The organism is Undibacterium sp. TJN25 (assembly GCF_049339885.1).
Lineage (GTDB): Bacteria > Pseudomonadota > Gammaproteobacteria > Burkholderiales > Burkholderiaceae_D > Undibacterium.
This window is the reverse complement of sequence record NZ_JBMPPM010000001.1, coordinates 63,073-76,055: the sequence shown is the minus strand read 5'-3', so window position 1 is coordinate 76,055 and position 12,983 is coordinate 63,073. Positions and strand designations below refer to the sequence as shown.

The 12,983-nt window shown below is 57.3% G+C and carries 10 protein-coding genes; 6 read left to right on the top strand and 4 right to left on the bottom strand.

The genetic code is table 11. The features are described 5' to 3' along the window. Complete coding sequence (gene guaA, locus ACO0LO_RS00305) at positions 1-1,602, top strand: glutamine-hydrolyzing GMP synthase (RefSeq protein ID WP_422962201.1); 1,602 nt, start codon at positions 1-3, stop codon at positions 1,600-1,602. Positions 1,603-1,834: 232 nt separating this feature from the next. Here the strand turns inward: guaA and ACO0LO_RS00300 are convergent, their stop codons facing one another. The 3 genes from ACO0LO_RS00300 to ACO0LO_RS00290 form a co-directional block, all read right to left on the bottom strand. Further along, the gene (locus tag ACO0LO_RS00300) at positions 1,835-3,205 is read right to left on the bottom strand and encodes a cytochrome-c peroxidase (RefSeq protein ID WP_422962200.1); all 1,371 of its coding nucleotides are present in this window, start codon (positions 3,203-3,205) and stop codon (positions 1,835-1,837) included. A gap of 146 nt (positions 3,206-3,351) precedes the next feature. After that, positions 3,352-5,796 (bottom strand): alkaline phosphatase family protein, encoded by a 2,445-nt coding sequence (locus tag ACO0LO_RS00295; protein WP_422962199.1) that lies wholly within the window; start codon positions 5,794-5,796, stop codon positions 3,352-3,354. A 443-nt stretch (positions 5,797-6,239) separates the two neighbouring features. Continuing rightward, the gene (locus ACO0LO_RS00290) at positions 6,240-6,812 is read right to left on the bottom strand and encodes a TetR/AcrR family transcriptional regulator (RefSeq protein WP_422962198.1); all 573 of its coding nucleotides are present in this window, start codon (positions 6,810-6,812) and stop codon (positions 6,240-6,242) included. Positions 6,813-6,941: 129 nt separating this feature from the next. Between ACO0LO_RS00290 and ACO0LO_RS00285 the strand changes: the two genes are divergently transcribed. From ACO0LO_RS00285 to ACO0LO_RS00265, 5 genes are all read left to right on the top strand, one after another. After that, a complete protein-coding gene (locus tag ACO0LO_RS00285) occupies positions 6,942-7,730 on the top strand; it encodes an SDR family NAD(P)-dependent oxidoreductase (RefSeq protein WP_422962197.1) in 789 nt (262 codons plus the stop codon). 518 nt (positions 7,731-8,248) lie between these two features. Next, positions 8,249-8,884 (top strand): 7-carboxy-7-deazaguanine synthase, encoded by a 636-nt coding sequence (gene queE, locus ACO0LO_RS00280; protein ID WP_422962196.1) that lies wholly within the window; start codon positions 8,249-8,251, stop codon positions 8,882-8,884. Between the two features lie 54 nt (positions 8,885-8,938). Beyond that, positions 8,939-9,382: a 6-carboxytetrahydropterin synthase QueD gene (queD, locus tag ACO0LO_RS00275; RefSeq protein ID WP_422962195.1), complete on the top strand. Its 444-nt coding sequence runs from the start codon at positions 8,939-8,941 to the stop codon at positions 9,380-9,382. A gap of 1 nt (position 9,383) precedes the next feature. Beyond that, positions 9,384-9,929 carry a tRNA adenosine(34) deaminase TadA gene (gene tadA, locus ACO0LO_RS00270; RefSeq protein ID WP_422962194.1) on the top strand — a complete coding sequence of 182 codons (546 nt, stop codon included), beginning with the start codon at positions 9,384-9,386 and terminating at the stop codon, positions 9,927-9,929. Next, the gene (locus ACO0LO_RS00265) at positions 9,926-10,834 is read left to right on the top strand and encodes an LD-carboxypeptidase (protein ID WP_422962193.1); all 909 of its coding nucleotides are present in this window, start codon (positions 9,926-9,928) and stop codon (positions 10,832-10,834) included. The genes tadA and ACO0LO_RS00265 overlap by 4 nt, the downstream gene beginning before the upstream one ends. Before the next feature lie 117 nt (positions 10,835-10,951). On the opposite strand, the gene ACO0LO_RS00260 is transcribed toward ACO0LO_RS00265, so the two are convergent. Then, positions 10,952-12,637 (bottom strand): MFS transporter, encoded by a 1,686-nt coding sequence (locus ACO0LO_RS00260; protein WP_422962192.1) that lies wholly within the window; start codon positions 12,635-12,637, stop codon positions 10,952-10,954. Positions 12,638-12,983 lie beyond the last annotated feature (346 nt).

Genomic DNA, 12,983 nt, shown 5'->3' with positions numbered 1-12,983 from the left:
ATGCATTCGAAAATACTCATACTCGATTTTGGTTCGCAAGTAACGCAACTGATTGCGCGCCGCGTGCGCGACACGGGCGTTTTTTCAGAAGTCCATCCTTACGATGTCGATGACGAATTCATCCGCAACTACGGTGCAGCCGGTATCATCCTGTCGGGTGGCCCCAACAGCGTGACCGAAGGCGATACGCCGCGTGCGCCGATGGCGGTGTTTGAAGCCGGTGTTCCTGTTCTGGGTATCTGCTATGGCATGCAGACCATGGCGGAACAACTGGGCGGTAAAGTGGAAAACGGCCATGTGCGCGAATTCGGCTATGCCGAGGTGAGGGCACGCGGCCATACGGCACTGTTCCAGGACATCAGCGACTTCACCACGGCCGAAGGCCATGGCATGCTGAAAGTGTGGATGAGCCACGGCGATAAGGTCAACGAGATGCCTGCCGGTTTCAAATTGATGGCTTCCACCGACAACTGTCCAATCGCTGGCATGGCCGACGAAGAGCGCCGCTTTTATGCCGTGCAGTTCCACCCGGAAGTGACGCATACCGTGCAGGGCGAGGCCATCATTGGCCGCTTCGTGCATGAAATCTGCGGCTGCAAATCCGACTGGAACATGCCCGACTATATCAGCGAAGCGGTGGAGTCCATACGCCAGCAGGTTGGCAGCGATGAAGTGATCCTGGGCCTGTCCGGCGGCGTGGACAGCAGCGTTGCCGCTGCACTGATCCACCGCGCCATCGGCGACCAGTTGACCTGCGTCTTCGTGGACCACGGCCTGCTGCGTCTGGATGAAGGCAAGATGGTGATGGACATGTTCAGCAAGAACCTGGGCGTCAAGGTCATCCATGTGGATGCAACAGCACAGTTCATGGGCCACCTGGCCGGTGTGACCGACCCCGAAGCCAAGCGCAAGATCATAGGCCGCGAATTTGTCGAAGTATTCCAGGTGGAATCAGGCAAGCTGAAAAATGCAAAATGGCTGGCGCAGGGCACGATTTATCCGGACGTAATTGAAAGCGCGGGCAAGGGCAAGAAGGGTTCGCACACAATCAAGAGCCACCACAATGTCGGCGGGCTGCCGGATACACTGAACCTGAAGCTGCTGGAACCGCTACGCGAACTGTTCAAGGATGAAGTCCGCAAGCTGGGCGTCGCGCTGGGCCTGCCGCACTCCATGGTCTATCGCCATCCGTTTCCAGGCCCCGGCTTGGGCGTGCGCATCCTCGGTGAAGTGAAAAAAGAATTCGCCGACCTGCTGCGCCGTGCCGATGCCATCTTCATCGAAGAACTGCGCAATACCCAGACCGAACCGGCGCCAGGCAGTAACGAAAAAGCGATGAGCTGGTACGACGCCACCAGCCAGGCCTTTGCGGTATTCCTGCCGGTGAAATCGGTAGGCGTCATGGGCGATGGCCGCACTTACGAATACGTGGTCGCGCTGCGCGCCGTGCAGACGCAGGATTTCATGACGGCACACTGGGCACATTTGCCGCACAGTTTGCTGGGCAAGGTCTCCAACAGGATCATTAATGAAGTGCGCGGCATTAATCGCGTGGTTTATGATATTTCCGGGAAGCCGCCTGCGACGATTGAGTGGGAGTGATTTAACGTCTGGTATTGACCGGTACCTGAGCGCATTGAACGTCGTATAGCTCGCTATGAACTGAACCCCAAAAGTTGGACACCAACTTTTGGGGTTTTTTCATCTGGAGCTTAATGAGCTGGAAGAAGCGATGTCCCGCTGTATGACGCGCTGGGGAAAAACTACGTGGCAGGGGGCACTGCGGCCTCCAGCAGACGAATATCTATTATTGATGATCGTTTGAATTGGCATTTTACTTCGCCGCTTTGCCCCCGGAAGACAGGGAATAACCGTCATTCAGCGTTTTCATGAAGGCGAGCAGATCCGCAATTTCAGCTTTGTCGAACAGGTCAGGATCGGCCGGCTTCCGATTCATCGGCGCATCAAAACGGTTGATATTGGCGCGGTATTTGACAGGGATGTCGTCAAACTGGATGACTTTCCCGTCGATTTTCGGATACCACTTGGCAGGAAGCGTGTCACGCTCCACATAAAAATCCAGCGCTTTTTCCAGTGTGTGAACCACACCGTTATGAAAAAATACTTGGCGGCTGGCAGCATTGCGCAGCGTTGGGGTTTTGAACAGGCCACAGTAAACGCTTTCCTTTGCAAGATCACGACGCACCGGCCCGCAAGCGCCCAAATCGAAATACTTCGGATCCCGGTTCGCCGGAATCGCGGGGTTGCGCGGAACACCCAAGGCCACCAAGCCAAAGTCGGTGAACTGGGCAGGCCTGCCGCCCGGACCAGGTGAATCGACATGGCATTTGGCGCAATTTCCTTTATTGGGGTTGTTAAACAATGCGTAGCCGTGCAATTCCTGCGGTGTGAATGCGGCATTGCCGGACATGGCGGCGTCAAACTTGCTGGTGTAGGGGTGGAAGCTGGGGTCTTCCGTCTGGAATGCCTCCAGTGCCATGGTGGCCTGTTTCAGTGCTTCCGTTGGCCGGTCAAATATATCGGGACCGTAAAGTTGACGGAACGCGTCGGCATAAGCCGCCTGCCTCAGTTTTGCACTGACGCTGAGCGCATCCTGGTTGGCCATCTCGTTCTTGTTCATCAGCGGAAGTAGCGCCTGTTCGTGCAGGGAATCAACCGCGCCATCATGGGTAAAGCCGCCGGTCGGTCCCTCGTCTTCTATGCCATCAGGACTGGGTACGGCGAAATGACGGGTAAATTTCGGTGTGAATTGCAGGTAGCGCAGCGACGGTACGGAGCGGGTGCCGGGTTGGCGCAAATCACTGCCTCCCAATTGCACTGCGAGGTCGTTCGGAGGGCCGTAAGCGTGATCCGGATCGTGGCAGGTAGCGCAAGACATTTTTCCCGAGGCGGACAGTGACGGGTCGAAGAACAAACGCTTGCCCAGCGCGGCGGCAGGGCTTGGCGTTACGTTCGCCGAAGGATAACGAACCCACATTGTCACGGTATCCGCCTTGGCGGGAGGCGCGACAACAGGAGAGCCAATCGGAGGCGCGGCGGCTGTTGTGGCCTTGGCGGTCGATTCCACCGTGTTTTTTGCTTCACCTTGCTCGTGGCAAGCGGTGGTAAATAAGCTGATGAACAATACTGTGGCGCAGATCTTCAGGCGGATGCGCCAAGCTGGCAGTCTAACTTCGGGCAACATGGTAAGCCATTGATGGAAATTGAAAAGCACAAAACGGCGCCGCTATTTGCGGCGCCGTTTTCGACGATTTTTTGATTAAACCAGCCATTGCCTGCTGTGGCTGACGGCGGAAGACGGGTATCTTCCGCACATCTTTTGCGCCATCGTCAGAGCTTGAACATCGACATCAGGTCGCCTACTGCCGGAGTCTTGTTCACCGGCAAATAGGGGCTTGCCGCCGTCATGACGGGGTTCGGCAGGTTGTCGCGGCTACGCGTTGACAGGGGCTTCAGGCGCCAGTTGCGTTCGATGAACTTGAGGACCGATGCATGGTCGTGATAAGTATGGTCGACGTAATTGGTACGGGCCAGCGGCGAGACAACGAGCAGCGGAATACGCGGGCCATCGCCAAAGAAGTCAACGGGCTGGATGGCGCCGGTATCGAAGTGGCCGCCACCTTCATCGGTGGTAATGATGATGGCGGTATGCGCCCACAGTTTTGGATTCGCTTTGACCTTGGTGATCAGGTCCTGCAGGAAGGCTTCGTACTTGGCCGGCACGGAGTAACCAGGGTGGCCGCTGTCCAGATTTTTTGGCACCACAAAGGAAACGGCGGGCAGGGTGCTGTTGGCAATGTCGCCGTACAAGGTGGTCAGGCCCGCCAGGCCCGCTTTCAGCTTGGTGCTGCCGATCACATTGCTGGACGCCACCAGCGGATCGCCGATGGTGTTGTATTGTGCCGCCTGGGCGATCGCCGTCGGGACGCCAAAGGCCGCAGCATCGGCCGTCACGTCAGCCAGTTCGCGGCCGCCGGTATACCACTTCCACGCCACGCCTTTATTCGCCAGCGCTTCGGCGATCGTTGGCACGGTTTGCGGCGGAAGGTTGAAGTTGTTGGCGCCGATAGCCTGGGGATTGCCGTTCAGGTCGTAGCCGAGGCCGTAGTTATTGACGAGGTAATATTTCCCCGTGTCGCAATTGCTTTTGACGTTCTTGGTTGCCAGAACGCTCAGGATGGCCGATACGCCGGGTTGGGTAGCATCCGAGCAGTTCACGTAGGAGCCTCCGCTATAGCCATCCTGGGTATAGAAGTTGGGCGTCTGCGGCATCGGGTTCGGGTTTTCGATCTGGTTTGCCGGCGGCGTTGCTACGGTGCCGGCGTTATTAAAGTACGGCAAGTCGGCAGTAGAGATCGCATAGAAATTGGCGCCTGTGCCACCCATGATCGACTGGTGATAATTGTCACTGATAGCGTAAGTGTTCGCCAGACTCTTGAAGTAGGGCGCGTCGCCGGTGGCCATATTGGCGAAACCCATCAGCTCGCCGCCCTGGGCAGGGTTCGTCGGCGTTATGCCTGGTGTATCGCCGCCCTGGCCGACCGTTGCGGCGACCCAGGTGAACATGTCCAGTTTGGAATTATCGCCCCCAGTCTGCTGCCACATCTGGAAGAAGCGGTGCACCGGGTCGCCCGTCAAATTGCCCAGGGGATTGGACGCGCTGAGTGCGTAGGGGGCGTACTTGGTATTCTGGAACGGGCCGTTCGGCAGATTGGCGGGGAAGCGTGGATCGGGAACGCCACCCTGCGCCTGCAGGGAGGAATTCAGCACGCCAATCAGTTGCGGTTGCGGCAGCACGCTATAGGCTGCACCGCGGGTCGGGCTGACGGTATAAGCGGTTTGAGTCGTGCCCTGGCTTTGTGCAGCCAGACTAAAATTGGGGCCCGGCGTGCCGTCGGCATTGACGATGCCCTGCGACAGCAGATTTTTTACCGTTTGACCGCTGGCTGCCTGATACGTGGCGAAGACGGCGTCGAAGGTCTGGTTCTCGCCGACGACCACAATCACGTTCTGGATCGCGGTAGTGGTGGGGCCGACATTGAGCGCGGCCAGTGAGGTAGCCGCAGCGGCCGGTACGGGTGAAGATAGTGCTCCCGTTGCAGGAATGCTGACCAGGGTGTTGGCGGAGTCCGTACCGATGCTGACTGTGCCCGCATGCACGTTAAAACGCGCGATGGTGAACATATTATCCAATGGGTCACTGGCATTGGCCTGATAGGCTGCGCCGATCGGATCGGTGATCGAGGCGGCTGGAATGCTCAGCGCCGTGTAGGCCGGCTGCAGGACCGTCGTGATACTTTGCTCGGTCGAGGTGATCAAGGCTTGGGTGACGTTGGCAGCAGTAATTTGCGCAGCAGTTGGCGCGGTGGTTGGCACGATGCCCAGTACGCGCTGAGTGATCAGCGAAGTGAGCGGATTCAAATTTGCCGTCAGCGTGGTCGTGGTGCCGCTCGCGCTCGGCGCCAGCACGGACGAGAGCATGGCAGGGCTGCCGTCAGCGTCGCTGAAGGGGACTGTCAGGACGAATGGTGCGCTACCCTGCACGGACAAGGAAAATTTGCCGCTGGCGTCGGTAAGGTTTGATTGCGTGACCACGCCCTTACTGTCTGTGACCGTGACAACCACTCCGACCAACGGTGAGCCGCTGGCGGCGACACCGTTGACGGTGTACGTGGCGGCGACCGGAGTCGACGGGGTGCTGCTGTTATTGTCAGAGCCGCAGCCGGCCAGATAAGCAACAACTGCACAAGCGAAGGCGATGGAACGTAATTGCATGAATAGTCCTAGGTTGGGAAATACCGTCGGTGGGCAACCAACTAAATAAATGGTTTCGCGCCTATCATGCCAAACATATATGACAATATTATGTCATTGCTGCAATTGCCCAGATGCCATCGAATTCACTTCAGTTTGATGTTGTCAATAAGTTCGGCCTCTGCAATGAATGCCTTGTTTCGATGAGAAATTTTTAACTGGCGAACCAAAGGGTGATGACTGCTAATGCCAATACACTGCAGTGGATTTGAGCTTCCGATCGAGCGATCTTGGGCAATGAGGGTGTTTCAAGTCGTGAGCCAAACAACGACGAGTGGAATCATTACTTTTTTGGCCGGGCGCTTTTTTGACCTGCTAACTTTAACTGCGCCAGCCATGCCAATGAGGGCCTGAACTTTTTCGCGCTCAGCCGGGGTCCACCAAGTGCTGAGTCTATTCAGGCATCAAGACTGTTGGCTCGAGGTTTTTCCCAGCCACGCCAGCGTATCGGCCAGCAATTGATCCGATAATTCCGGGTCGTCTACTATCCTCGCCAGCATCGCCGCGCCTATCATCGCCGCCCAACTGCCGGTAGCAGCCTGGCGGCGTTCATCAATGCTGTCCCCTGGCATAGTCTTGCTGAAAATGCCGATGCGGTTGCGCACATTGGCCGTCATCGCCTGCCGCGTTTCGATGGATGCACGCGAGGCCTCCGTGCCCAGGGTGGAATACAGGCAGGCCGTGGCACGTTCATCGCGCTGTTCTGCGCTCAGGTAGATCTGTGCAAAATCCATCATCCGTTCGGGCAGGGCGCTTTCCCTTGTTCCGTCTCCCGGCGCTAGCACATGGGCAAAGGTCTGGGCAATCAGGTCTTCTTTTGACGTGAAGTGTCCGTAAAAAGCCCCGTGCGTCAGGTCAGCCGCCTGCATGATCTCGGCCACTGTCACCCCGTCAAAACCACGCTCGCGAAACAGGCGCGCGGATGCCTCCAATATGCGCGTGCGATTGACGGCCACTTGCTCCCGGCTGATTTTCATGACTGCTCCTTGTTTCCCAAATTGATGCTTGACATTATACCTGATCGCCATCATGATTATTAATGCTGATGTTCATCAGGAATAAAAGGCAGGCATTTCTTTCATTTATATACATTATCGGGGTTACAAATGAGCAATAACACTAAAGCTACTGCGCTGATTACCGGCGCTTCCACAGGTATCGGCGCTGTCTACGCAGAGCGCTTTGCCCGCCGCGGCTATGATCTGGTATTGGTGGCTCGCGATCAGGCCCGCATGGAAACGCTGGCATCGCGTTTGCGGGCGGAAACTGGCGTCAAGGTTGATATCATCGCCGCCGATCTGACATCGGCTGCCGATCTGGGCAAGGTGGAAGCGCGCTTGCGCGACGATGCTGCCATCAGTGTGCTTATCAATAACGCCGGCGCGGCGAATCCGGGCGGTTTCGAAGCCGGCGACGTGGACGCGCAGGATCGCCTGATACGCCTGAACGTCACTGCGGTGACACGGCTCAGCGCTGCGGCGATCCCGCGCTTCCTGAAGGGCGGCAAGGGTTCCATTGTCAATATCGCGTCCGTGGTGGCGCTGGCGCCTGAATTCCCGCTGGGCATGTACGGTGCGACCAAGGCGTATGTATTGGCTTATTCGCAGGCGCTGCATGCCGAACTGGGCGCGCGCGGCATCTACGTGCAGGCGGTATTGCCCGCGGCTACCCGTACCGAGATATGGGAACGTTCCGGCCGCGACGTGAATGCGCTGCAGGGCGTGATGGACGTTGCCGAAATGGTGGATGCAGCGCTGGTCGGCTTTGACCGGCAAGAGCTGGTGACGATCCCGTCGCTGCCTGATGCCGCACAGTGGGATGCGTATGCGGCTGCCCGTGTGGCGATGCTGCCAAACTTTGCGCAGGAGCATGCGGCTGCGCGCTATAAGGGCTGATTAAGGGTTGATGGCTGATATCCAGCCCTGGCTTGACATTGAACCCATCGGGCAGGCCGGGGCAGCAGCAAGCTGTCCCGGCTTGCTTGCTGTAACCGGCCGAAAGTGAGTGCGGTTGCTGCGCGCTCATTTCATGGCAAAAATTAACGCCAGCATCCCGGGACGGCGTTATGCCATTGTGATATTTGCCATTATCTTGAATTCCCTTGCGTTTTTATTGCCCATCCACCCTCGGGACTGACGCGCGGGGGACATTGCTGTATACTTGCACCCGTTGATCATCCGCCGCGGTGCTGCCTTCTGATACACATTCAGACAGATCCTTTCATTTCCCGCACCGGCGAGAACACCCCGGCCAAGCGAAAACAATGATTCAACGCCAGGCGGATTGGCGCCCGGCTGCCTGCCGTACAGGACGAGCCGGCTGATTTTTAAGCGCAACAGAGTACATACATTAAATAGAGTTTGGAAGTGCTGCCGGGTTTACCGGCGGAGGCGCTTCCACGTTGGGGTTTGCAGTGACTTATAGCATTAAAGAGATTTTTTACACTTTGCAGGGCGAGGGCAATCACGCCGGACGCCCGGCTGTGTTTTGCCGTTTTTCCGGTTGCAATTTGTGGACCGGCAGGGAGGCCGACAGGGCGACTGCAGTGTGCCAGTTTTGCGATACCGACTTTGTCGGCACCGACGGCGAGCGCGGCGGCAAGTTCAAGGACAGCGATGCGCTGGCGGCCGAGATCAACAGCCTGTGGCCGGAGATCTACGCAGCCAGCAAGTATGTCGTGTTTACCGGCGGCGAACCGTTGCTGCAACTGGATGCCGCGCTGATCGACAGCATGCATAAAGCCGGCTTCGAAATTGCCATAGAAACCAACGGTACCTTGCCGGTGCCGGCAGGCGTGGACTGGATCTGCGTCAGTCCCAAAATGGGTTCCGAGCTGGTTGTCCGCAAGGGCAGTGAACTGAAGGTGGTGATACCGCAGTTCAAGCAGGTGCTGCGCGACTATGAAGCGCTGGATTTTGAGCACTTCTTCGTGCAGGCGATGGATGGTCCGGATCTGCAAAAGAACCTGCAGATCGCCATTGAACATTGCAAGCAGAATCCGAAATGGAAGCTGAGCCTGCAAACGCATAAACTGCTGCAGATTCCCTGATGTCCTGCCGGTGCATCCGGCTGCTTTTTTACCCTCTCTTTGGCTTTACCCCAGATGCTCACAATTACAAGAAAAGTGGAATTCGATGCCGGTCACCGGATTCCCGACCATAACAGCCAGTGCCGCAACCTGCACGGGCACCGCTACACTTTGCTGATCACGCTGACCGGTGAAGTCGTGCAGCAGGACGGCAAATCCGACAACGGCATGATCATGGATTTCGGCGACATCAAGGCGCTGGCAAACCAGTATCTGGTGGATCTGTGGGACCATGCTTTCATCGTGTATGAAAAAGACAGCGTGGTGCGCCAGTTCCTGGACAGCATGCCTGACCACAAGACTGTCGTCATAGACCGCGTGCCCACGGTGGAAAACCTGGCCAAGATCGCCTTCGATATCCTGAAAGACGTGTACCACGACCGCTACGGCCGTGTACTGTCGCTGCAAAAAGTCACCTTGTATGAAACGCCCAACTGCTGGGCCGAGATAGACGGCTAGCATGTCGGACCAGCATTTCATGCAGCTGGCCTACGCGCAGGCGCAACATGCGCGCACGCTGGGCGAGGTGCCGGTGGGTGCCGTCGTCGTCAGGGACGGGCAGGTCATTGCATCCGGCTACAACCATCCCATCGGCAGGCATGATCCCACTGCGCACGCCGAGATCATGGCGCTGCGCGCTGCGGCCGAAGTGCTGGGCAACTACCGGTTGCCGGGCTGTGAGCTGTATGTGACGCTGGAGCCCTGCATCATGTGTTCCGGCGCGATGATGCATGCACGGCTGTCGCGGGTGGTCTACGGCGCGAGCGATCCCAAGACAGGCGCTTGCGGTTCGGTGCTCAACCTGTTCGAGCATGAGAAGCTGAACCACCATACCAGCGTTACCGGCGGCGTCATGGCGGAAGAATGCGGCGAACTGCTGAAAGATTTTTTCGCGTCGCGCCGGCAGGAAGCCGCCGAGCGCAAGCGCCTGCAGGCAGCCGCCGAGCGCAAGCGCCTGCAGGCAGCTGGCGCTGGCCTCACCAACCTTGACGGAACCACATCTTGAATTCTCCCATCGGTATTGCGATTGTCGCTGCCAGCAGCGGCCCCATAGACGACAGCGTGATTGAGCGCGGCCTGCTGAACTTGGAGCAACAGGGATTTAAAGCCTATAACTACTATAAGCCGGAACAGCGCTACCAACGCTTCGGTGCTGTCGATGCAGTGCGCGCAGAGCAAATCCACGCAGCAGCGGAAAACCCGGCTGTGCAGGCCGTGATGGCCCTGCGCGGCGGCTACGGCCTGAGCCGCCTGCTGCCGCATCTGGATTTCGGGCAACTGGCGCGCAGCGGCAAACGCTTCATCGGCCATAGCGACTTTACGGCTTTCCAGCTGGGCCTGCTGGCCAAGGCTGGCGCCACCAGCTTCACCGGCCCCATGCTGTGCGACGATTTTACGCGCGTAGATGCCAGCACTTATACGATAGACGGTTTTGTTGGTTGCATGCATGCAGCCGCGCACACGGTGAGCTTTCAATCCGCTGGCGCGCAGGATATCCGCGTTTCCGGCAAGCTGTGGGGCAGCAACCTGGCCATGCTGACACACCTGATAGGCACGCCTTATTTCCCGGAAGTGGAGGGCGGCATCCTGTTCGTGGAAGATGTCGGCGAACATCCGTATAAAGTTGAGCGCATGATGCTGCAGCTGCACTACGCCGGCATCCTGCAAAAGCAGAAGGCTATCGTCTTCGGCGATTTTTCTGCTTACCAGCTGGGGCCGCATGACAACGGCTACAATTTCGATGAAATGCTGCGCTACCTGCGCGACACGATTCCTGTGCCCATCCTGACTGGCTTGCCGTTTGGCCATATCAAGGACAAAGCGACGCTGGTATTCGGCAGCGATACCGTGCTGAGCTGTGCCGGTGGCGACGCCGAAATTACGATGTCGGGATGGCCTGCGCTGAAATAGCATTCGCGCGAAATCTGCGCAAATCCGGTAAGGCGTTGAAAGTTTGCTGCCAATAAAAAAACCGCCATACGGCGGTTTTTTTATTGGCAGCTTGCCCGGTACTCCGGGCAAGCTTGCTCAGTCGGCAGCGTAGATATCGTTGTCCTTGGTTTCAGGGACAAACAGCAGGCCGACAACAAAAGTCACCAGTGCGATGATGATCGGATACCACAGGCCGTAATAGATGTCGCCTTTGTAGGCAACCAGCGCGAAGGCTGTGGTTGGCAGCAGGCCGCCGAACCAGCCGTTACCGATATGGTAAGGCAGCGACATCGATGTGTAGCGGATGCGGGTTGGGAACATCTCCACCAGCATCGCCGCAATCGGGCCGTACACCATCGTCACATAGATCACCAGGATCAACAGCAGAACGAAGACCATAGGCTTGTTGATCTGTGCGGGATCTGCCTTGGCAGGATAGCCTGCCGCCTTGATCGCATCGCCCAGCTCTTTCTTGAAGGCCTTGTCTTTTGCGGCGGCTTCCTCTTTAGGCAGGCCACTGGCATCGTAACCCTGGATGACCTTGTCGCCTATCTTGATGGATGCCACAGTGCCGGCAGGCGCCGATTCACTGGTGTACGCTACCGATGCATTGGCCAGCACAGTGCGGGCAATGTCGCAGGAAGAAGTGAATTTCTTCGTGCCGGTAGGATTGAACAGGAACTGGCATTTTTCAGGATCGGCTGTCACTGTGACAGGGGCGCTCTTGATGGCGGCTTCCAGGGCAGGATTGGCGTAGTGCGTCAGCGCGGCGAAAATTGGGAAGTAAGTTACCGCGGCAATCAGGCAGCCGCCCAGGATGATGGGCTTGCGGCCTATCTTGTCGGACAGCGTACCGAACACCAGGAAGAAAGGCGTACCGAACAGCAGCGCGGCGGCGATCAGGATGTTGGCCATGGCGCCGTCGACCTTCAGCGTTTGCTGCAGGAAGAACAGTGCATAGAATTGGCCGGTGTACCAGACCACGGCCTGGCCGGCTGTCAGGCCTACCAGTGCCAGGATGACGATCTTCAGGTTGCCCCATTTAGCGAAGGCTTCTGTCAGCGGCGCCTTGGATGTCTTGCCTTCTGCTTTCATTTTGGCGAAGGCAGGGGATTCATTCATGGACAGGCGTATCCATACCGACACTGCCAGCAGGAACACGGATACCAGGAAAGGAACGCGCCAGCCCCAGTCGGCAAAGGCTTCTTCGCCTATCGCTTCACGGGTGCCCAGGATGACGATCAGCGACAGGAACAGGCCCAGCGTTGCTGTAGTCTGGATCCACGCGGTAAATGCGCCGCGCTTGCCGTGTGGCGCATGTTCCGCCACATAGGTTGCCGCGCCGCCGTATTCGCCGCCCAGCGCCAAACCTTGCAGGATGCGCAGGATAATGAGGATGACAGGGGCGAGGATACCGATGGATGCATAGCTCGGCAGCAGGCCGACGATGAAGGTGGACGAACCCATGATCAGGATCGTCACCAGGAAGGTGTATTTGCGGCCTATCATGTCGCCCAGGCGGCCGAATACCAGCGCGCCGAAAGGACGGACGATGAAGCCGGCGGCAAACGCCAGCAGCGCAAAGATGAACGCAGTATTCGGGTCGGTGCCGGCAAAAAACTGTTTGGCGATGATCGATGCGAGGGAGCCGTACAGGTAGAAGTCATACCATTCGAATACGGTGCCGAGGGAAGACGCAAAAATAACCTTGCGTTCCTCAGCCGTCATGCCGCCCGCCGCGGAACCTACTCCGCCTGACGTAGCAATTGGTGCTGTAGCCATGTTTGTCTCCTTTAGTGTTTTATATATGGGCAATGCAGGAATGTGCGATCTCCTTGCTTTTTGCGCCATGACAGTCTGCGATGCGAAACTTACATCATGCTGTCTTGAATCTTACAGAAACTTACATGCAGGCCAATATTGCGGCCAATCAAGCCCGTAAATGGGGAAAAGATGTAAAAAAGAATAGATAAAATAAGTTATTTGTTTTGCGAACGGTCGTACTAAAAATATGTTATTCTGGTATTCGTCTATGCAAGCAGGCTGGCTGTAGCGTCTGAAAAGCGCGGGATTAAAGCGCATAATTGGCAACGCTGCGGACAAGTCTACAGTCCATTATGTCCAGGCA

What these genes read in the sequence shown, in the direction of transcription:
- guaA (WP_422962201.1), top strand. Translation starts at nt 1, where the DNA reads ATGCATTCGAAAATACTCATACTCGATTTTGGTTCGCAAGTAACGCAA.
- ACO0LO_RS00300 (WP_422962200.1), bottom strand. Translation starts at nt 3,205, where the DNA reads ATGTTGCCCGAAGTTAGACTGCCAGCTTGGCGCATCCGCCTGAAGATC.
- ACO0LO_RS00295 (WP_422962199.1), bottom strand. Translation starts at nt 5,796, where the DNA reads ATGCAATTACGTTCCATCGCCTTCGCTTGTGCAGTTGTTGCTTATCTG.
- ACO0LO_RS00290 (WP_422962198.1), bottom strand. Translation starts at nt 6,812, where the DNA reads ATGAAAATCAGCCGGGAGCAAGTGGCCGTCAATCGCACGCGCATATTG.
- ACO0LO_RS00285 (WP_422962197.1), top strand. Translation starts at nt 6,942, where the DNA reads ATGAGCAATAACACTAAAGCTACTGCGCTGATTACCGGCGCTTCCACA.
- queD (WP_422962195.1), top strand. Translation starts at nt 8,939, where the DNA reads ATGCTCACAATTACAAGAAAAGTGGAATTCGATGCCGGTCACCGGATT.
- tadA (WP_422962194.1), top strand. Translation starts at nt 9,384, where the DNA reads ATGTCGGACCAGCATTTCATGCAGCTGGCCTACGCGCAGGCGCAACAT.
- ACO0LO_RS00260 (WP_422962192.1), bottom strand. Translation starts at nt 12,637, where the DNA reads ATGGCTACAGCACCAATTGCTACGTCAGGCGGAGTAGGTTCCGCGGCG.